This is a genomic window from Arthrobacter sp. SAFR-044 (assembly GCF_059414985.1).
This window is the reverse complement of the sequence record NZ_JBPFDN010000005.1, coordinates 198508-218491: the sequence shown is the minus strand read 5'-3', so window position 1 is coordinate 218491 and position 19984 is coordinate 198508. Positions and strand designations below refer to the sequence as shown.

Below are 19984 nucleotides of genomic sequence, written 5' to 3'. Positions count from 1 at the left end.
GTAACCTCAGATGCTATGGCGTGCCCCGATGGCGGTGGAGAAACCGGGTGACGCGGCTCCGGAACTCGCCGGGATCCACCGCCGGGCCCTTTGGCGCGCGGCGGCCGGCTTCCGTCAGGAGGTGCAGGCCCTCGTCCACCGCTGCCTTCGATGCCCTCAAGGAAGCTGCCGAGACCCCGTTCCAGGGGGTGAGGAGGGCAGCGAGAGCCGCGTCAGCATCGTCGTCGGGAGCAAGGGTGGTGACCAGCCCCATGTCCCACGCCTCGCGGGCAGTCAGCATACGGCCCGTGTAGAGGAGGTCCTTTGCCCTTGACGGACCTATCCGCAGCGCCAGACGCGTGGCGAAGGTGGCCGGAACCAGCAAGCCGAGGCGTGCCACAGGCATCCCGATCCGCGCTGTCGGGGTCAGCAGTTGCAGGTCGCAGGCAAGGGCAAGCTGGCAGCCCCCGCCGGCCGCAACCCCCTCGACCACGGCCAGGGTGGGGACAGGCAAGTCCTCGAGCGCCTGCAGGGCGGCTTCAAGCACGTCAAAGGTGCGGCCAACTTCCGCATCCGACGTCCCGTCCCATTCGCGTATGTCCGAGCCGGCGCAAAACACTCCACCCCTGCCGCGAACCACGACGGCGCGCAGGGAAGGGAAGGATGCCAGGCCGTGCACTGCACGCTGCAAATCCTCCCAGCCGCCCAGCCCCAGGGCATTGAGCCGTTGGCCGCTGCCGAAGGACAGCACGGCAATGGACCCCGTTTCGTCAACACTGACCGTGGCCGTCACGTGCCTGCTTCCCCCGCATCCTGTTTGCTTCCGGCGCCGGACTTCGTCATGTGGCCTCCCGCGGTGTGAAGGAACCAGGCCATTGCGATGCGCGGATCCGCGCCAGATGGCGGACGGGGCCCAGCGTGCCCCACTCGTCCCCGCCCAGCCGTGACAGCGGATCAAGCCCTGTCACCTCCGGGTGCTCGCCGCTGAGCACCTGGGAAGAGACAGCTGCGTGCACAACCAGGCCGAACACCAGGACGCAGTCACCCATGCGGAGGGTCTGGTGAAGCGAACATTCCAGGACCGCCGGGGATTCCTTGACCCGGGGCGGCCGGACCGCGGCACTGGGCTCACGGGCCAGGTGGGCGGCGTCGAATTCGCTGATGTCGGCACTGAAATTCGTCCCGGTGGCGTTAACCTCCTGGATCAGCGCTGCCGGGGCGAGGTTGACCACGAACTCCCCCGTCGCTTCGATGTTCCGCAGCGAATCCTTCTCGCCCACGGAGGTGAACATGATGATCGGAGGGTCCACCGAAGCAACCGTGAAGAACGAGTGCGGCGCAAGGTTGTCCACCCCTGCCGGGGAAGTACTGGATACCCACGCGATGGGCCGCGGAACCACTACTGAGGTGAGGAATTTGTAGAAGGCCCGGGGACCCAGTTGTTCAGGTTCAAAGTCCGTCCGCATCCTGTCCTACAGGTTTCTTGGCGTCGCGGTGGCGGCAGCGTCCTTGGCCAGCGCCCCCTTGGCCCTGGGAAGGAGGATCAGGGCTGCCATGGCAATCACGCAACAGAGGATGATGTACAGCGAAATCGACGTCGAGTTGCCGTAGGTGGCCAGCAAGGCGGCTGCGATGAGCGGCGCCGGGCCACCCGCAATCACGCTGGCCAATTGGTAACCCAGCCCGGCGCCCGTGTAGCGGATGTCGGTGTCAAAGCTTTCGGCGATCAGGGCGGCCTGCGGACCGTATTGGATGTCGTGGAGGATCAGGCTGACCACCACGGCAACGCCAACCCAAAGGGAGTCGCGGGTGTTCAGCAGCCCAAAGTAGGGGAATGCGAACAGCGCGGTGAGCACGATGCCGGTTCCGTAAACACGCCGCCGCCCGAAACGGTCTGACAGGCGCCCAAACAGGGGAACGCTGATGAGCCCCAGCGCGGCCGCGATCAGCGTGTCATCCAGGATCGAGTTGCTGTCCAGCTTCAACTGCTTGGTGGCGTAGGTAATCACGAAAGTGATGAAGAGGTAGAAAGGCGCCTGCTCCGAGGTGCGCACCAGGGCGGAAAGGAGGATCTCCTTGGGCTGCCGCTTGATGACCTCGATAATGGGGGCACGCACCACCTTGTTGGACTTCCGGACTTCGTCGAACTCCGGGCTTTCGATGACGCGCAGCCGGACGAACAGGCCCACGCCGATCAGGATGATGCTCAGGATGAACGGGATCCGCCAGCCGTAGGCAGCAAATCCATCAGTGCCCGTTGCGGCAGTAGTGATCCTGACGACGCCGGTGGACAGGACCAGCCCCAGCGGCACCCCGATCTGGGGCCAGGAAGCGGACAGGCCGCGGCGGTTTTGGTCGCCCCATTCCATGCTCAGCAGGACCGAACCGCCCCACTCGCCTCCCACGCCGATTCCCTGGATTATCCGGAGCAGGACCAGCAGGACCGGCGCGGCGACGCCGATGCTTTGGTACGTGGGCAGGCAGCCGATCAGTACCGTGCCGAAGGCCATCAGGAACAGCGTGGCCATGAGTGTTGTCTTGCGGCCGATCCGGTCACCGAAATGGCCGAAGATGGCCGCGCCGATTGGCCTGGCCACAAAGCCGACAAACTGGGTACCGAAAGCCGCCAGCACGCCGGCGAAGGCAACCTGGCCCGGGAAGAACAACTGGGGAAACACCAGGGCGGCGGCAGTCCCGTACAGGAAGAAGTCGTACCACTCGATGGTGGTACCCACCACGCTCGCCACCGTAGCGCGCCGTACGGCCTGTTCCCGGGTCACTCCTTGAATACTCATCATCACTCCGTTGGTCAGATGCAGTAGAACGCCCGGCCTTATGGCAATAACAAGGGAAGAAAATGTCAATGCCTGGCGCTGGACCCGCATTGCGGTTCCATTTCCATCGTGCGAGCACTTGGTTGCCCGTGTCAACGGTTTCCCCCGCTGCCGGGCCCCTCCCGCGTACTGCGTGGCCCGCCGTCGTCCGTCTTTTATGGTTGCTGCAGGCAAATATCGGTGCGGCTATGGACTCTTGGGCGGGGCCCAACCAGACTGTCTACAACAGCTTGCCAAGTGAAACGGAATTGACCGCACTTTCATTCTTCGGATAAATGGACGGCTGCATTTATTGGGGCTTTACCGTGATGCCGTTCGCGGCATTGAAAGGATCTGGTTATGCCGGACTTCGCACCGTTCTTCCCGCTTATCGCCATTATTTTGGGGGTGCTTTTTGCCGTCGGCTTTATCTGGGTTGCCACGAAGCTGATGTGGAAAGTGGCTGAACCCAACGAGGCCCTGATCATTTCCGGCTTAACCCGTGGAACCCTTGAAACCCGGGAAGGAATGGATTTCAAAATTGTCACCGGAAAGGGCGCCTTGGTCCTTCCCGGCCTCCAGACGGTGCGGCCCCTGTCACTGACATTGAATGAAACCGAACTCAAAGTCTCCTGCGTTACCTCACAGGGCATCCAGGTGATAGTGGAGGGCGTCGTCATTTACAAGATTGGCGACGCACCGCCCTTTATCGCCAATGCCGCCCGCCGTTTCCTGGGCCAGCAGCCAAAGATGGAAAGCCAGGTGTACAACGTCTTTGAGGGCCACCTGCGCTCCATCATTGGCAGCATGACGATGGAGGAAATCATCCGCGAGCGGGACAAACTTGCCTCGCAGGTCCGCAGCGCCAGCGGTGTAGAGATGGAGAAGCTGGGCCTGGTGGTGGACTCGCTGCAGATCAAGGACCTGCAGGATCCCACCGGCTACATCCAGAACATCGCGAAGCCTCATATTGCCCAGGTGAAGATGGAGGCCCGGATCGCCGAGGCCACCCGAAACCGGGAGGCGGCGGAAAAGGAAGCGGAAGCGGCAGCCCTGATCGCGGATGCGCAGAGCGTGTCCGCGATCCGCCAGTCGGTGGCTCAGGCCAATGCCGAACGCGCCCGGGCCAATGCCGCCCAGGCCGGGCCGCTGGCTGAGGCCACGGCGCGGCAGCAGGTGGTGGTCCAGGAAACCGAGGTTGCCAAGCTTGAGGCGGACCGGGAAGAGCAGAAGCTGCAGACGAGTATCCGGAAACCTGCCGACGCGAAGGCCTACGCCAAGCGCACGGATGCAGAAGGCCAGAAAGCTGCGGACATCAGTGCCGCCGAGGCACTGGCCCGCCGCACCGAGCTTGAGGCCCAGGCCAACGCCCGCCGGACCGAAGTGACGGCCCAGGCCAACGCCACGGCAGCGGCGGCAGCGGCCGGAGCCACCAAAGTTACGGGCGAAGCCGAAGCGGCCGCCACCAAGGCGAAGGGGGACGCTGCCGCCTCCGCGATCAAAGCCAAGGCCCTGGCCGAGGCGGACGGCATCAAGGCGCGTGCCGAGGCGCTTGGTACCAACCAGGACGCGGTCATCTCCCAGCAGCTTGCCGAGAACATGCCGGCCATCATCGCCGCAGCGGCCGAGCCGTTCTCCCACGTGGGCCAGATGACCGTCCTCAACGGCGGTGAGGGTGTCAACAAGATGCTGGGCGGAATCCTAGCCCAGGCGGGCGACTACCTGCCGGCCCTCGCGTCGGCCCTCCGAAAGGGCGAGGACGCCAAGCGCCAGCCCAAGGCGCCGGGTGCCTAGGAATACCGGACGCGTGGGAATGCCTGATGCGCAGGAACGTTGACCGGAGCCTGACCGGCAAGATCGGCCGGGTGACCGGGCGGGTCGGCCCGGGCACCATCGGCGAAGTGATGCTGCCCTACCTGGGCGGCACTATGGCGTTCCACGCCCATCCCTTCGACAAGACCAGTAGTTTCCCGGTGGGGGCTGAGGTCCTGGTGATCTATTTCGACCCGCCTCAGACGGTGTACGTGGAGGAACTGCCGGACGTGTTGAAGCACGTCCAGTGAGGGCGCGGCGTCGTCCCCCTTCCCCGATGGGGCTACCGTCCGCCCTCCATTTTGCGGCTGCGCTGCTCCTGCGCCATTGGCCCGTACGGATAAATCCCTGCCCCGGGCTGGCTGGCCTGGGTGAGCCGGGTCACCTCGTCCGCACTGAGTTCCAGGCCGGCGGCCGCCAGGTTGTCGGCGAGCTGCTCTTTGGACCGGGTTCCCAGGATCACCGAGGTCACCCCAGGGCGGTCAGCCAGCCAGGCGAGGGCTACCTGGGAGGGGCTCACACCGTGGTCGGAGGCAATGCCTTCTACAGCATCAATCACCGTCCACGTGCGCGGATTGTCGTTGCGTGCCTTCCAGGCTTCCATGCCGCGTTCCGGGTTCTCCCCCAGGCGGGTTGCCCCTGAGGGGCGCTGGTCACGCCGGTACTTGCCGGACAGCCACCCGCCGCCCAAGGGAGACCACGGCAGCAGGCCGATTCCGGCATCAAGGGCGGCCGGCACGATCTCAAACTCGATGTCCCTGACCAGCAGGCTGTACTGGGGCTGCAGGCTGACGGGCGGGTTCCATCCCTGGCTGCGTGCAACGTGGACGGCCTTGGTGAGCTGCCAGCCCAGGAAATTCGAGAAGCCGTAGTAGGCGATCTTGCCGCGGCTTACGGCGTCTTCCAGGAACCGAAGGGTCTCCTCCAGGGGGGTAATGGGATCCCACGCGTGCATCTGGTACAGGTCGATCTGCTCCACGCCCAGGCGGCGGAGCGAATCATCCAGGGCGCGGGTCAAGTGCCGGCGGGATGTTCCGACGTCGTTCGGTGCCGTCCCCATGGGAAAACGCCCCTTGGTCGCGATCACCGCCTGGTCCCGCAGGCCCGGCCGCCCGGCGAGCCAGCGCCCGATGATCTCTTCGGAGACACCGGAGCTGTAGACGTCGGCGGTATCGATGAAGTTGCCGCCCGCTTCGAAGTAGCTGTCCAGGATGCCGTGGGAGGTTTCCTCGGTCGCTTCTGCACCGAATGTCATGGTGCCCAGCGCGAAGCTGGTAACGATGGCGCCGGTGTGGCCAAGTGTTCGGTGCTGCACGGTGTGTCCTCGCGTTCAGTTGTGGTTTGGGGGGAAATCGCGGGCCGCCGCGTCCGTGGTGGTGGTGCGGATCCGGTACAGGCTGGTGGTTGCGGTGAGGTAGAGGTCCTGCCCGTCGGGGCCACCAAAACACAGGTTGGAGACGGTTTCGGGCACGGGGATGGTGCCCAGGAGTTCGAAGGACGGTGAATAGATCCGGACGGACGGGCCGGCCGACGTCCAGATCCTTCCGTCGACGTCCACCCGCAGCCCGTCCGCCGCGTGGCCGTCTTCCAATTCGAGCGTGCTGGTCCTGGGGCCGCAGCGGCCGTCGCGCACGGGGTAGGTGGCGATCCGCAGGGGGACGCCGTAGCCTGGCCCGGCCGTGTCCGCGACATAAAGGACTGATTCGTCAGGCGAAAAGGCCAGCCCGTTGGGGTGCACCAGGTCGGTGACAACGGGGGCCAGAACCCCGGTGGCCGGTTCCAAGCGGAACACATGGCAGCCTCCGTATTCCTGATCGCCCTCATGCCCTTCCCGTGTTCCCGGAAGGATTCCGTAGGGCGGGTCCGTGAACCAGATGCTGGCGTCGCGGGCAACCACGACGTCGTTGGGCGAATTCAGCCGGCGGCCCTCGAAGGAATCGACCAGGCCGGTGACCGTCCCCGCACGGTCGCGTTCCACCCGCCGCCGGCCGTGGCTGCACTGCACCACGCTGCCGTCGGCGTCCAGGGTGCGGCCATTGGTGAATTCCACGCCGGTTGCGTATTCCTGTGTCACCCCCGTGGCCGGGTCGAACTCAAGAATGCGGTCATTGGGGATATCGCTCCACCGCACAGCCTGGGACGACGGCACCCATAGGGGCCCCTCCGCCCATACTGAGCCGGTGGCCAGGCACTCCAATGCGCCCGTCGTCAGTCCGTCACCCATGAGAAAGCTCCTTCGCGCTCCGGTACCGGGGCGCCATGACCCGGCGGGATGGGCGGCATCCCGGACCCGGGCGTCATGGAACCCATGGGCCTGAACTTACCCTAGGCCTGGCCCTGGGTCTGCGGGACGCGCAGGCTGCCGTACCTTTCCATCCGGTGCCAGCGAAGATGGACTCCGGCAACCGCCGTGACAACGGCCTGGATAACCACGAGGTACATGAGCTGCCGGTAGACGAACTGCTGCAAGGGAAGTGTCCAAAGCGGCCCGAGCCGTTCCTTGTCCAGCCGGAACGCGTAGGCGGCCATGAGGAATTGAACCGCCAGAAAGACCAGCCAGAGCGCCGCGATCCGCAGCGGGTCGAGGAAGATCAGGCCATAGAGGGCAAAGACATCGACGATGGGCGCGAAGAGGGGAAGCAGCACCTGGAGGACCAGCAGGTAGCCCAGTCCGCGCCGGCCGAGCTTGCCGGCCGCCCCTCCCTGCACCACGGCGCCCCGGTGCTTCCACATTGCCTGGAGGGTGCCGTAGCACCACCGGTACCGCTGCTTCCAGAGAGCGCCAAGGGTTGCGGGCGCTTCCGTCCAGGCCCTGGCGTCCTCCTGGTACACCACGCGCCAGCCGTCGCGGCACAAGGCCATGGTCAGGTCGGTGTCCTCGGCGAGGGTGTCATCGCTGACGCCGCCAACGTTGACGAGTGCGTTGAGGCGGAAGGCACCAATCGCCCCCGGAACGGTGGGCATGCATTCGGCGACGTCGAACAGCCTGCGGTCAAGGTTGAAGCCCACCACGTACTCGATGTGCTGCCACGCCCCCAGGATGCCTCCCCGGTTCGCCACTTTCGTGTTGCCGGAAATAGCTCCCACCAGGGGATCCGCAAACGGCTGGATGAGGGCACGGACAGTGTCGGGCTCGAAGACTGTGTCACCGTCCACCATGACAACGATGTCGTGGCTTGCCGCCTGGATCCCGGCGTTCAGGGCGGACGGTTTGCCGCCGTTCTCCTTCCGGATGACGGTGACTCCGGGCAGGGCGAGGGCCTCCACGATGTCCGCCGTCCCATCGGTGGAACCGTCATCCACCACGATGACCTCGACCGGATGGGTGGAGGCAAGGATGGACAGGACTGCAGCTTCAATTCCGGCGGACTCGTTATAGGCGGGGACAATCACCGTCGCTGGTTCAGTCACCACTGGCCCCACCATGACGTCGACGCGGCGCCGGCCCCGCCCGTCCCCGGGCAGACGGCGTGCGGCGCGGCTGTGGCGTGCTGCGAAGAACATCACCAGGACTGCACGGAGGAACGTCACGACCCCGGCGGCAACGAGCCCCAAGGAGATCGCCCAGACGACGAAATCGCTGAGGCGGAGGCCCCATACCAAGGCGGAGCCGCGCAGCTCTTCGACGCTGGAAGCAGGACGCATACTGTCCACGCCCACGGCATTCCCGACCGTTGTGACGCGGTACCCCTGCTCGGCGAAACGGGACAGGGCGGAGTCCAGCGCGGCGACGGTCTGCTCCCTGTCGCCGCCGCCGTCGTGCATGAGGACTATCTGCCCCTGCGGCCCGGACGGGGTCAGGTTGGCTTCGATTGCTTTGGTGCCCGGGGTTTGCCAGTCCTCGCTGTCCAGGCTGCTCAGCACGGTCAGGTATCCCTCGTCCGCCATTCCGTGCAACGCGGACCACATGCCGTTAGTGATTGCCCCGTTGCCGGCGGTATAGGGAGGCCGGAGCAGGGAGACTGCCTGGCCTGTGACCCCCACAATCGCATCCTGTCCGCCTTGCACCTCAAGTTCGCGGCGCCATTCAGGGGCCGTGCCGAGATCGGTATGGGTCAGCGTGTGGACGCCAACCTCGTGGCCTTCGGCCACGATGCGGCGGAGCAGCTCCGGGTTGTCCGCTGCCGCCGACCCGACGACGAAGAAGGTGGCGTGGACGTGGTGTTCCCGCAGCACGTCCAGGATGCGGGGCGTCCACACAGGGTCCGGCCCGTCGTCGAACGTCAGGGCGATGGTCCGGTCCGGTGGACTGACGGTGGTTACGGCCGCGCCACGCGAATCCACCACGGGTCCGCCGTGCGAGACCGTCGCAGGGACGGCGTCCGCAGCGGTGTTGGCCGGCGGTGAGTCCCGGGCGATACCACCCAGGTGATGGATGTACCCCTGCACCGCCAGGGCGAGGCCCAACGCGATCAGGGTGGCCAGGAGGACAAACCAATGCGCCCTGACATTGGCGGGAACATTCCTGGTGGCGGGCCGGGCACCCTTATTCAGGCGGGGCATGCTACTGGTGCGCGGGAGCGGTGGGCCGTGTGGCCTGGCCCGGGGCCGAGCCGCTCGCACCGGGGGCGATCGCGCTGGAGCCCGGCGCTGTTCCGCTGGAACCCGGGGCGGTGGCGCCGGAGCCGGTGACGGTTCCGGACGTTCCGGGGGCTGCTGGGGCGGCGGGCGGCGCCGGGGCAGGAGCAGCGGCGGGGGCGGCAGGCGCAGCGGGCACGACGGCGGTGGCCGCCGCCGGAGGTACGGCAGTCACAGCGGAAACGGGCACCGGGACGGCCGCCGGCGACTGCTCAACGACCGGAACGGCGGGCCCGGTCAAGCCGGCCCGGGGATCGACAGAGGGCCGGCTTGTAGGAGTTTCGTGGGGGCCTGCCGCGGCCGGCACAGGCAGGAATGGCGCCGAGACCCCCGAACCGCCGATGAACGCGGCCAGCACCAGGACGACGTAGCCGGCGACAAGTCCGAGCACGCCCAGGCCGATCAGCTGGACCCGCCGGAGCCGTCGGCCTGACGCATCAACAAATACGGGTCCGCGCGTGGAGATGGCGGGCAGCTGATCGGAAGTCTTCTCAGGGGCTTTCATCGAGCAACAACCCTAGAGGACCCGGAATCGCTACCACAAAAACCGGTCCTGGTGTCCTGTGGCGCGTCCGCCCGAACCTTGGAGGGTTCAGTCGGGCCATTGGCCCCTACGGTCCGCCATCGGCCGGGTGAAGACTTGAGCCATGAACCGGGCAGGTATGTGGAGTGGGGAGCCATGTCGGGAACGAACTTGAGTGGAACGGCCCAGCTCCTGCCAAGGTACGCGTGGCCGGTATTCCTCGTCGGCGCCATCCTGCTGCTCGCGGTGGGAAACCCCACGGTGTACGGCATCGGCGTCCCGCTCGCCGCCTTGGTTTTGGCCCTTGTCGTGCCCATGTCCCGTCCCCGCTGGACTGGGCATCCGGACTGGCGCGACGTGGGGGCCGTTGCAGCACTGTATGTGGGTGTCGTGGCACTCTTCTGGCTGGCTTTCAGGGTCTTTACCCAGGGGAACACCCTCTGACTGTTCCTTTGCTTCGCGGCCGGGATGCTCCTCGGGGTCCTGGGTCCGGTCGCTTACACCACCTGGATACGCCGCAGGGGCTTGGCGGAGTTAGGCATCGGCCGGGCCAACCTGGGCAGCGCGTTCACTTTGGGGCTGGCCCTCGCAGCCGTGCAGTTCGTCATCACCTTGTGGGGATACCCGCTTCCGCGTCCGGTCGACTGGGTGCCCCTGGCAGCCTTGGCGATCACCGTGGGATTCTTTGAGGCGGTATTCTTCAGGGGCTTCATCCAGTCACGCCTGGAAGCGAGCTTCGGCCCAATCGCCGGTGTTGCGGGGGCGGCGGCCCTGTATGCGGCCTACCATGTCGGCTATGGCATGGACGCGCAGGAGATGCTTTTCCTTTTCGGCCTCGGCGTGGTTTACGCGGTGGCCTTCAGCGTTACCCGGAACCTGATCGTCCTGTGGCCCCTGTTGCTTCCCCTCGGATCCTTTTACAGCAACCTGCGGGGCGGTTCGATCCAGATGCCGTGGGAGGCCATCCTGGGTTTCGTGGACGTGCTGGGAGTCATGGTGGCCGCCATCTGGTTCGCCGCGCGGCGCGAACGCCGGAGGCTGGCTGGCGCACTACGGGGCCGGGAGCCCACAAGGAAGCGCCGGAATTTACGACGCCGGGCGTGATGACGCGGGCGCACGCTTTGGCTAGGATCGAGGTTCTTCGGTCAGTCAATTAAGGGCTTGGCGCTTTTCGTGCCCGCAGGGCGCCAGGTGAGCAGAGAGGCCACCATGGATGACACCCAGCCAGCCCAATTCCCGCTGGACCCCTTTCCGCAATATGAACGCATGCGCGCATCGGCACCTGTTTTCCGGGATGACCAATCGGGAAGCTGGCACGTGTTCCGGTACGACGACGTTCAGCGGGTGTTGTCCGAGCACGCAACATTCTCGTCCCGCATGGGTGGCGATAATCCGTCCGGTACCGGCCAATTGTTCGCGTCCAGCCTGATCACCGCCGATCCCCCGAGGCACCGCCAGTTACGCTCGCTGGTCACACAGGCGTTCACGCCCAAGGCCGTTGACGCCCTGGCTCCCCGTATTGCCGGACTCACTGACGAGCTTCTGGAGGCGATCGCGGCCGGCGGAAGCGCAGACCTGATCAAGGACCTTGCCTACCCGTTGCCGGTCATCGTGATCTCCGAGCTGATGGGCATCCCCGCAGAGGACCGTGAGCGCTTCAAGCACTGGTCCGATGTCATTGTCAGCCAGACGCGGACCGGTCCGGCCACTGAAGCCCAGGATTCCACCACCTCGGAGATGGTCGAGTACTTCCTGGCCCTGATCGACCGGCGCAGGAACCATCCCGCTACGGACCTCATCAGCAGCCTGCTGTCCGCGGAGATCGACGGCCAAAAACTGACGGTTCCCGAACTGCTCGGGTTCTGTGCCCTGCTGCTGGTAGCCGGCAATGAGACCACCACCAATCTGATCGGCAACGCCGTTTTGTGCCTGGCGGAGTCGCCCGGCACCCTCGAACGGCTCCTCAGCGAGCCGGCCTTGGTTCCCCAGGCCCTCGAGGAAGTGCTCCGCTTTCGGTCGCCGGTCCAGTCCATGTACCGCGTGACAGTTGCGGAGGCCGTTGTGGGCGGCCAACTGATTCCCGCCGGCGCACCTATCGTGGCCTGGATCGGCTCCGCAAACCGCGATGAGCAGCAGTTCCAGCGCGCCGCTGACTTCGACATCGACCGCAGCCCCAACCGCCATCTGGCGTTCGGCCATGGGATCCACTTTTGCCTCGGAGCGCCGCTGGCGCGCCTCGAAGCCAGGATTGCGCTGGAAGCGTTGCTGTCCCGCCTGCCGGGACTCACCGTGGCTCCGGGGGCGCAACTGGAGCGAATGGACAGCAGCATCGTTTACGGGCTGAAGGAACTTCCCGTCACGTGGCAGCCTGGCTGACGCGCCCGGAGGCCGGGTTAGCGGGGAGGCCGCAGGATGCGGGTCAACCGGTGGTGCCTGTTTTCGCGGCGTACTCGGTGGCCTGGGAGCGCACCCGGCGGATGTAGGCATCGGACTGGTTGTAGGCGTAGATGGCATCTGCCCACCCCTGCGCGGTGGTGAGGTCGCGGCCGTGGCCGCACAGGTAGGTGGCCGCGCTGAGGGCGGCGTCGTCGATGTTGAACGGGTCTGCTGCCCCATCTCCGTTCCCGTCCGTGCCTGCGAGCCGCCACGTGGAGGGAATGAACTGCATGGGCCCCACCGCGTGGTCCCAGGTGGCGTCGCCGTCCAGGGCACCGCCGTCGGTGTCAGCGATGGCGGCAAAGCCGGCGCCATCGAGGCTGGGGCCCACAATCGGGCCGCTGGCCTGGCCAGCGGCGCTCAAGCTGCCGCCGCCGTAGGTGCCATGGGCTGATTCGACGAACCCTACGGCGGCCAGTGTGTTCCAGCCGATTCCACAATTCGGCGCGGACTCGTTCGCCGTGACCGCCGAAGTAACGTAAGCGCGCAGGGCCCGGGCGGGAATTCCGGTTTCGGCGGCAGCCCTGCCCAGCCACTCGGCGTCCGGGCTCGGCGTCACGTTCACGGCTGTGGTGAGCGCTGCCGGACCCGTTTGAAGCTTGACCCCAGCACGCGGCGGCGGAGAAGCGGCCGCACGCGCGCCGGCACCCGGCTGAGCCATCAGCCAGAACGAGAAGGCTGCGCTGGCGCAGAGCACGAACAGGCTGAAGACCACAAAGCGTTTTACACGGAGCACTGACCAATCAAACCACCGCGCCCTCTTCCGCGTGGGTACCATCAGGCATGGGCAGGAAGAATTACCTGGTCGAAGGCGGTTCAGGCACGGGCAAGACCGCCGTCTGCAACGAATTGCGGCGGCGCGGCTACCACGCCATCAACGGCGACCGGGAACTTGCCTACCAAGGTGATCCGGTAACCGGCAAACCCGTAGCGGGCGTCACAGGGGTCGCGGTGCACCGGTACCACCTCTGGAGGGTTGCCGACGTCCGGGCGATAGCGGCAGACCAGCGGGAAGCGGTGACGTTCTTCTGCGGCGGATCGAGAAACCTCGCCACGTTCATCGATCTCTTTGACGGCGTCTTCGTCCTCGAGGTGGACCTGGAGACCTTGAACCGGCGGCTTGACCGGCGCCCGCCGGACGAGTGGGGAGGACAGAAGGCGGAACGGCAACTGATCGAACACCTGCACAAAACACGGGAGGAAATCCCACCGGGCGGAATCGCGATCGACGCCACCGGACCGCTCCCCCGCGTCGTGGACGATATCCTGCACCATGTCCAGGCATCCGGACCTGCCTAGCCTTCCTTGGAGACACGCTTCTTTGCCCGACCGGCGGGTCAGCGCACCACCGTGCGGTGACCGGCATCCAGTCTCCTGGTCCAGCCCCGTGAATCGAGATGTTCCAGCAGCGGAACCGCGATCCGGCGCGTTGTGCCGAGTGCCTGGCGGGCCTGGCTCGTGGTGAAGGGCTGGTCCAAACCGGCGAGGGTGCGCATCGCAAGCGCCGGGGCCGTAGGCAGCAGCACCACCCCGTCGCGCAGCCGCAGCAAGCGCCCCGTGCGTTCTGCGGCAGCCAGCTCGCGGGCGCCGAGTCCCAGTGCAGCCAGCTCATCGGCTTCGGGGGCATGGAACGCGTCCGCGCTGAGCCTGCCCTCCAGCGTGGCGATGGCCGGTTCGATAGGACCAAGGTTGCGTTGGCTGCCGGGCAGCCGGACGTGTCCGCCGTCCTGTTCCAGGCCGGCCACGCGGATGATGTGGGACAGGAGCTTCTCGTCGGGCAGCGAGAGCAGGTCCCGCGCCGCACCCATGGAAAGGCCAGGGGCCAGGGCATCCCGTTCCTGCAGCGCCTTGACTGCGCTGCGGAGCTGATGCTGCCAGGCCTCAAGGACAGGAGCGTGTACCCACCAATCATCGATCACCTGCACGCCGGACGGCGCCTCCGCCTCCTGCCCGGAAACAAGCCCGAGCCGGCGCAAATGCTCCGCCTGTACAGCCCTGCGGGCGGCTACCTCTCCCAGCACGTCCCCGCTCGGGTCCATGCCTGCAAGCCGGTCCGCCCAGTGGGCGCCGTCGCCGCGGCGCCGCAAGGCCGGAGGGTCGGCGTCGAGGATCCGCGCGCCGCCGAGCACCGAGCGGCTTCCGGGGTCGCGCAGCACCAGCCGGTCTCCCAGGACGAGGGGCAGGTGCCTGTCCAGCACCAGCCGGCCATGGTCAGCCCCGAAGGGACGCAGCCGGGCCGGCACGGACGCCGTTCCCACATGGACCATGAGCTGCTCCGGTACCTCCGTATAGGCCACACCGGTGGTGCGCTGGATGCCTACGACTGCGGTGGTGGGCCATGCATCCGGAGTGACCAGCGCATCACCGCGCCGGATCTCCAAGGCCGTGACGTCGCGCAGGTTCAGCGCCACCCGGCTGACCGGCTCCACCGAGGCGTAGGAGGTGTCGCGGCTTTGCAGGCCCCGGACCACCACCGGTCGGGTATTGACGTGGCCGAGCAGTTCCAGCCGGTCACCCTGGGCGAGTGTTCCTGCTGCCAGGGTTCCGGTCACCACCGTTCCGGAACCGGTGATGGTGAACGAGCGGTCCACCCACAACCGGACCCGCCCGGTGGTGACCGGAGCAGGCACAGCGGCAAGGACGCCGTCGAGCGCTGCACGCAAGTCACCGAGCCCCGTCCCATCGATGGCGGATACCACTACCGCGGGAGCATCACGCAGGCCGGTGCCGGCCAGCTCCGTGCGGGCCCGCGAGAGCACCTCTGCAACCCGCTGTCCCGACGCCCGGTCCGCGCGGCTCAGCACTACGACGCCGTGTTCGATCCCCAGCGCAGCCACGGCGTCCCGGTGGTCGCTTGATTGCGCCTGCCAGCCTTCATCCGCGGCTACGACGAAGCAGACCACCGGGGCCGGTCCGATGCCGGCCAGCATGTTGCCCAGGAAACGCTCGTGGCCGGGGACGTCAACGAACGCAACATCCTGGCCCGAGGGCAGCGTGGTCCACGCGTAGCCCAGGTCGATTGTCAGCCCGCGGCGGCGTTCTTCCTCCCAACGGTCCGGCTCCATGCCGGTCAGGGCACGGACCAGGGTGCTTTTACCGGAATCGACGTGCCCGGCAGTGGCAATGACGTGCACTGCTCAGCCCGCCCTGCCTGCATCCGCATGCTCTAGATTGGCCAGTGCACGCCGTACCGCGTGGAGAATCCGGTCATCGTCCCCGGCGGGCACGCACCGCAGGTCGATCAGGCAAGAGCCGTCGTGGACGCGCGGCAGCACGGCCGGGTCGCCGGTCCGCAGGAGCTTCGCCAGTCGCTCGGGGAGCCGGAGCGCCCAGCCTGGCAGGGGAAAACCGGGGGCACCCCCGCCGCCTACCCGGCCGTCATGCGGCACCACAGGCACGCCGAGATCCCCGGCCAGCCGCTCCGTGCGGCGCCGCAATTGCCCGACGTCGGCATGCAGCGCCTGCACGACGGGCGGCACTCCGCCCGCAACGGTAGCCTCCAGGGCCGCGAGGGCAAGTTTGTCGGCCCGGACGGCGCGGGCCAGTGGGTGGCGGGCCAACCGTGTGATGACGTCCTTGCGGCCCAGCAGCAGGCCTGCCTGGGGTCCGCCCAGCAGTTTGTCGCCGCTGGCGATGACGACGTCGGCCCCGCCCGCCAAGGCAGAGGCAACATCAGGTTCATCAGGGAGGTGCGGGTCGGGTGCCAGCAGTCCACTGCCAAGGTCGGCCACGAGCGGAATCCCGTGGGCCGCGGTCAGACGGCCCAGTTCGTGCACGGGAACAGCGGATGTGAAGCCGTCAACCCGGAAGTTGCTTGGATGGACTTTGAGGACGCAACCCGTATCGGGTCCGAGTGCGCCGGCGTAATCGTGAAGATGCGTCCGGTTGGTGGTGCCCACCTCGCGGAGCCTGGCGCCCGTGGACTCCATCAGGTCGGTGAGCCTGAACCCGGCTCCGATTTCAACGAGTTCCCCGCGGCTCACCACCACCTCGCGGCCGGCGGCCAGGGCTGTTGTGGCCAGGACCAGCGCCGCTGCCCCGTTGTTGACCACCAGTGCGTCTTCGGCGGCGGGACAGGCGGCGAGCAGCGCCGCCCGTGCACCGGCGCCGCGGCGTGAGCGGTTTCCGTCAGCGAGGTCGAGTTCCACATCAACGTAACCGCTGGCTGCGATAACAGCTTCGAGCGCAGCCGCGGAAAGGGGTGCCCGCCCCAGGTTGGTGTGGACAATGACGCCGGTGGCGTTCAGCACCGGGCGCAGCGTTGTTGCCTTGCGGTCAGCGATGGCGGCCAGCAGGACCGGCTCCACCTGGCCGGGAGGGAGGTCACCGCGCCGGGCCTGTTCCTGGATGTCCCGGACGAGTTCGCGGATCACACGCTCATTCAGCCGTGTCCCGGCTTCGCGGACGGGGGGCAGTGCCAGCAGGTCGTTCGTGCGGGGAATCAGGCGCCGGGGATCGACGTGGTCCACAGCCCTCCTCATATCGCGGCATTCACTGCCGAAAGTTGGCGGTGGCGGACGGGAATCGAACCCGCCAGGCCGAGATGCTCAGCCTCACCGGTTTTGAAGACCGGGGGGCCCACCAGGACCCGGACGCCACCGCGCCTCAATATAGCAGGGTTGCCCCGGAGGGTACGCTAGGCGGGTGAATGAGGCCCAGACGTCAGTCCAGCAACTCGATGAAGCTGCCGCCGGCGCGCTCCGGCTCACCGACTACGCCCACGGCGGGGGGTGCGCCTGCAAGATTCCTCCCGGCGAGCTCGAGGACGCCGTCCGTGGCCTCATTGGCCAACCCGGCGCAGAGGTGCTGGTGGGCCTTGACAGCGGGGACGACGCCGCCGCCGTGCTGGTGCGCGACGACCTGGCAGTCCTTACCACCGCCGACTTCTTCACCCCGGTGGTCAACGACGCCTTTGACTGGGGCCGCATTGCCGCGGCCAACGCCCTGTCGGACATCTACGCCATGGGCGGCCGGCCGGTCACGGCCATCAACCTCGTCGGTTGGCCGCGCGGTGTCCTGCCGATGGAATTGATGACCGAAGTCCTCCGTGGTGGGCTGAGTGTGGCATCCCAGGCCGGGTGCCCGGTGCTTGGCGGGCACTCCATTGACGATCCGGAGCCCAAGTACGGCATGGCGGTCACCGGCGTCGCCCATCCCGACCGTTTGCTGCGCAACGACGCAGCCCGGCCCGGGCTGCCCATTACGCTCACCAAGCCGATCGGCGTCGGACTTCTCAACAACCGGCACAAGCAGACCGGTGAGGTGTTTGCTGAAGCTGTGGAGACGATGGCCGGGCTGAACCGCGATGCTGCCGACGCCGCTGTGGCCGCCGGAGTCCGGGCGGCAACGGACGTGACGGGATTCGGCCTGCTGGGACACCTTTACAAGATGGTCCGCGCGTCCGAAGTGGGCGCGGTGATCGATTTGAAGGCCGTACCGCTGCTCGACGGGGCCCGCGAGGCGCTCCGGGACGGCTTCGTTTCCGGCGGAACCAGGCGCAACCTGGACTGGGTACGGCCACACCTGGATTCCGCCGCCGGCGTCACTGAGGACGACCTGCTTCTGCTGGCCGACGCGCAGACCTCAGGCGGCATGCTGGTGGTGGGCGAGTTGCCGGGCTACCCCGTCATCGGCCACACCACGGCCGGCCGGGGCATCGGGATCCGCTGAGCCTTTCCGCCCGCTCAGCTGCCGGTGGTTATCGCGTCGCCGGTGACGCCGGCGGCGCGGCGGGCCGCGAGCCGGTTCTTCTGCGGTTCGATGGTGTACCGCGGATCCCTGGCAGAGGCGAGACCCGCCTCAAACACGCCAAACCGGGTCAGGGCCGAAGCGGAAAGCAGCGCAAGTCCCGAAGCCGCAGCGACCATCCGGTTTCGTCCGCCCAGCAGTGTGCCCAGGCCGCCGGCTATCGCCAGCCGCTCGCTCCATTTGAGCATGGCCCCTGCCTTGCCCTGGTGCAGCGGCTCTGCGACGACGGGGTCCATCCGGTGCTCCATCACCTTCATGGCCACCACGTCGCCCAGGACGCCGAGTACGGCGAGTTTCCGGGCCGGACCTGTCTCGCGCACCGGCGTGGTCACCATGGCGAGTCCGGCTGAGGCGAGGCAGGCCGAGCTCACGAAGACGAACGGCAGTTCCTCGTGGGCGGCGTTCCACGTGGGCGTGGCGGTGTCGCCAAGCAGCACGGCCGTGTAGGCCGCCAGTGGACCGGCGAACACGGCAGCTTCGACGCCGGCAGGCCCTTCGACAGCCTGCAGCACCTTGCGCAGGGGACCAAGCGGCAGCCGGTTTCCGCTCATCCGGTCGATTTCCGCCACGGCCGACACCCCGGCGCCGGCGCTGAACGCGCTGAGGATCCACGAGCCCACACTCATCGGGGAGGTGACCTTGAAGGTCCGCAGCATATGCAGGAAACGCTCCGGCCGGCCCAGGTCCTTCACCAGGGCAACGGCGCCGGCGCTCACTGCTGCCAGCGCACCCAGCCGGGCATTGCGACGCAGCACCGGCCGCCCGGTCAGTTGGCCGCCCACCCCGAGGAGGGCCGATCCTGCTGCCACACCGCCCAGGAAGAGATAGATCGCCACATCATCGCCCCATGGAGCCGGCTTGACTACCGGACGGCCGTAGTAGGAGGTGAATTCCGGCTCCGGAACCATCGGCATTTCCCGGGAGCCGTCGCCGTTGTCGCGGCGGCGGCCTATGCCGCGTTTGCCGCCCTCCCGGCGACGCCGGGCAGGCTCTGCCGGCCGGAAACTGTCGAACTCGGAAAGTGTCACGCGCGTCCTCCCAGGAAAGCCAGCGCAGCCGCCGCGGCCATTCCCGCTACGGCCATGCCGGCCCGCCGGTACATCTTTGGCAGATCAGCTGTGGGCACCCGCGGGTCCGGCGGGAGTCCGTAAACCTCCGGTTCGTCCAGCAGCAGGAAGACGGATCCGGTTCCGCCGACGCCGTCGTTTTCGTTCGCACCGTACAGCCTCGCCTCAGTGAGGCCCTGGGCGTGCAGGTCGGCGACCCGTTCCCGGGCCGTCTCCACCATGTCGTCGTGGTCGCCGAACTTGATGGACGTCGTCGGGCATGCCTTGGCGCAGGCGGGCGTCTCGTCCGCCACCAGCCGGTCGTAGCAGAGCGTGCACTTTTGGGCGATGCCTGCGTTGGGGACGTCGGGATGCCCGGCGTGCTGGTCTTCCCTGCTGGTGGCAACCTTGACCGTGCCGTTGCTGCGGCGCTCGATCACGCCGAAGGGGCAGCCGGCCACGCAGGTTCCGCAGCCGTTGCAGACGTCGTCCTGGACCACCACGGTTCCGAACTCGGTACGGAACAGCGCTCCGGTGGGGCAGACGTCAAGGCAGCCGGCGTGCGTGCAGTGCTTGCAGACGTCAGAGGACATCAGCCACCGGAAATCCGCCGTGTCCGGCGGCGCGGTGTCCGCCTCCGCGAGGTCCGTTGAGGCGGGTGCCGGCGGGGTGGGAGGACCGATGCGCGGCATGCCCAGGCTGACCAGGGCCCGTCCTGATTCCCTCGCCTCGACAATGCGGTCCTGGGCCTGCTCGATGAAGGCTACGTGCCGCCAGGTGCTCGCGCCCAGGGATCCGGTGTTGTCATAGGAGGATCCGAGCAGTTCGAGGTTTCCGTCCTGCGGGTTGTGGTTCCATTCCTTGCAGGCGACTTCGCAGGCCTTGCAGCCGATACAGATCGAGGTGTCGGTGAAGAACCCTTTGCGCGGATGGTTGTGATCCCAGTGGGCATCGGCGGTGGGGTCGGTCGGTCCGGACAGCTGGCCCATTTAGTTCTCCAACGTCGGGTCGATACCCGGAATGCTGCCTGTGGACAGCCTTCCGGGCGG

General features: G+C 67.2%; 19 protein-coding genes and 1 tRNA gene. 7 read left to right on the top strand and 13 right to left on the bottom strand.

What is annotated here, in order from left to right; genetic code table 11:
- Window positions 1–13 precede the first annotated feature (13 nt).
- Genes ACR65J_RS10190 through ACR65J_RS10180 form a run of 3 tightly spaced genes read right to left on the bottom strand, consistent with a single transcriptional unit; the run spans window position 14 to window position 2774 of the window.
- A complete protein-coding gene (locus ACR65J_RS10190; RefSeq protein ID WP_440168306.1) occupies window positions 14–772 on the bottom strand; it encodes an enoyl-CoA hydratase/isomerase family protein in 759 nt (252 codons plus the stop codon).
- Window positions 773–818: 46 nt separating this feature from the next.
- The gene (locus tag ACR65J_RS10185) at window positions 819–1445 is read right to left on the bottom strand and encodes a flavin reductase family protein (protein WP_440168305.1); all 627 of its coding nucleotides are present in this window, start codon (window positions 1443–1445) and stop codon (window positions 819–821) included.
- Between the two features lie 6 nt (window positions 1446–1451).
- Complete coding sequence (locus ACR65J_RS10180; RefSeq protein ID WP_440168304.1) at window positions 1452–2774, bottom strand: MFS transporter; 1323 nt, start codon at window positions 2772–2774, stop codon at window positions 1452–1454.
- A gap of 378 nt (window positions 2775–3152) precedes the next feature.
- On the opposite strand from ACR65J_RS10180, the gene ACR65J_RS10175 reads away from it, so the two are divergent.
- Entirely contained in the window at window positions 3153–4586 is a 1434-nt protein-coding gene (locus tag ACR65J_RS10175) for an SPFH domain-containing protein (RefSeq protein ID WP_440168302.1), read from the top strand.
- 26 nt (window positions 4587–4612) lie between these two features.
- Window positions 4613–4855, top strand: coding sequence for an NfeD C-terminal domain-containing protein (locus ACR65J_RS10170; protein WP_440168300.1), 243 nt, complete (start codon window positions 4613–4615; stop codon window positions 4853–4855).
- A 32-nt stretch (window positions 4856–4887) separates the two neighbouring features.
- Here ACR65J_RS10170 and ACR65J_RS10165 read toward each other — a convergent pair whose 3' ends face one another.
- From ACR65J_RS10165 to ACR65J_RS10150, 4 genes are all read right to left on the bottom strand, one after another.
- Window positions 4888–5919: an aldo/keto reductase gene (locus ACR65J_RS10165; RefSeq protein ID WP_440168299.1), complete on the bottom strand. Its 1032-nt coding sequence runs from the start codon at window positions 5917–5919 to the stop codon at window positions 4888–4890.
- A 15-nt stretch (window positions 5920–5934) separates the two neighbouring features.
- The gene (locus ACR65J_RS10160; RefSeq protein ID WP_440168297.1) at window positions 5935–6828 is read right to left on the bottom strand and encodes an SMP-30/gluconolactonase/LRE family protein; all 894 of its coding nucleotides are present in this window, start codon (window positions 6826–6828) and stop codon (window positions 5935–5937) included.
- A gap of 101 nt (window positions 6829–6929) precedes the next feature.
- Window positions 6930–9107: a bifunctional polysaccharide deacetylase/glycosyltransferase family 2 protein gene (locus ACR65J_RS10155; RefSeq protein ID WP_440168295.1), complete on the bottom strand. Its 2178-nt coding sequence runs from the start codon at window positions 9105–9107 to the stop codon at window positions 6930–6932.
- Window position 9108: 1 nt separating this feature from the next.
- Window positions 9109–9687 carry a hypothetical protein gene (locus ACR65J_RS10150; protein ID WP_440168293.1) on the bottom strand — a complete coding sequence of 193 codons (579 nt, stop codon included), beginning with the start codon at window positions 9685–9687 and terminating at the stop codon, window positions 9109–9111.
- Between the two features lie 174 nt (window positions 9688–9861).
- Between ACR65J_RS10150 and ACR65J_RS10145 the strand changes: the two genes are divergently transcribed.
- The 3 genes from ACR65J_RS10145 to ACR65J_RS10135 all read left to right on the top strand — a co-directional run bounded on the left by ACR65J_RS10145 (window position 9862) and on the right by ACR65J_RS10135 (window position 12081).
- The gene (locus ACR65J_RS10145) at window positions 9862–10149 is read left to right on the top strand and encodes a hypothetical protein (protein ID WP_440168292.1); all 288 of its coding nucleotides are present in this window, start codon (window positions 9862–9864) and stop codon (window positions 10147–10149) included.
- Window positions 10150–10230: 81 nt separating this feature from the next.
- On the top strand, window positions 10231–10809 hold the full coding sequence (locus ACR65J_RS10140; RefSeq protein ID WP_440168290.1) for a CPBP family glutamic-type intramembrane protease: 579 nt from the start codon (window positions 10231–10233) through the stop codon (window positions 10807–10809).
- Between the two features lie 162 nt (window positions 10810–10971).
- Window positions 10972–12081, top strand: coding sequence for a cytochrome P450 (locus ACR65J_RS10135; protein WP_440168288.1), 1110 nt, complete (start codon window positions 10972–10974; stop codon window positions 12079–12081).
- A 43-nt stretch (window positions 12082–12124) separates the two neighbouring features.
- On the opposite strand, the gene ACR65J_RS10130 is transcribed toward ACR65J_RS10135, so the two are convergent.
- On the bottom strand, window positions 12125–12877 hold the full coding sequence (locus ACR65J_RS10130) for a lytic murein transglycosylase (RefSeq protein ID WP_440168286.1): 753 nt from the start codon (window positions 12875–12877) through the stop codon (window positions 12125–12127).
- A gap of 47 nt (window positions 12878–12924) precedes the next feature.
- On the opposite strand from ACR65J_RS10130, the gene ACR65J_RS10125 reads away from it, so the two are divergent.
- Entirely contained in the window at window positions 12925–13440 is a 516-nt protein-coding gene (locus ACR65J_RS10125) for a DEAD/DEAH box helicase family protein (RefSeq protein WP_440168285.1), read from the top strand.
- A gap of 38 nt (window positions 13441–13478) precedes the next feature.
- On the opposite strand, the gene selB is transcribed toward ACR65J_RS10125, so the two are convergent.
- From selB to ACR65J_RS10110, 3 genes are all read right to left on the bottom strand, one after another.
- Window positions 13479–15275: a selenocysteine-specific translation elongation factor gene (gene selB, locus ACR65J_RS10120; protein ID WP_440168283.1), complete on the bottom strand. Its 1797-nt coding sequence runs from the start codon at window positions 15273–15275 to the stop codon at window positions 13479–13481.
- A gap of 3 nt (window positions 15276–15278) precedes the next feature.
- Entirely contained in the window at window positions 15279–16610 is a 1332-nt protein-coding gene (gene selA, locus ACR65J_RS10115) for an L-seryl-tRNA(Sec) selenium transferase (RefSeq protein ID WP_440168281.1), read from the bottom strand.
- A gap of 36 nt (window positions 16611–16646) precedes the next feature.
- Window positions 16647–16741 (bottom strand) — tRNA-Sec (locus ACR65J_RS10110).
- Window positions 16742–16785: 44 nt separating this feature from the next.
- Between ACR65J_RS10110 and selD the strand changes: the two genes are divergently transcribed.
- Window positions 16786–17811 carry a selenide, water dikinase SelD gene (selD, locus tag ACR65J_RS10105; RefSeq protein ID WP_440168280.1) on the top strand — a complete coding sequence of 342 codons (1026 nt, stop codon included), beginning with the start codon at window positions 16786–16788 and terminating at the stop codon, window positions 17809–17811.
- A 14-nt stretch (window positions 17812–17825) separates the two neighbouring features.
- Here the strand turns inward: selD and nrfD are convergent, their stop codons facing one another.
- Window positions 17826–18917 (bottom strand): NrfD/PsrC family molybdoenzyme membrane anchor subunit, encoded by a 1092-nt coding sequence (gene nrfD, locus ACR65J_RS10100; RefSeq protein ID WP_440168279.1) that lies wholly within the window; start codon window positions 18915–18917, stop codon window positions 17826–17828.
- Window positions 18914–19924 carry a 4Fe-4S dicluster domain-containing protein gene (locus ACR65J_RS10095; RefSeq protein WP_440168277.1) on the bottom strand — a complete coding sequence of 337 codons (1011 nt, stop codon included), beginning with the start codon at window positions 19922–19924 and terminating at the stop codon, window positions 18914–18916. The genes nrfD and ACR65J_RS10095 overlap by 4 nt, the downstream gene beginning before the upstream one ends.
- Window positions 19925–19984: the final 60 nt, after the last annotated feature.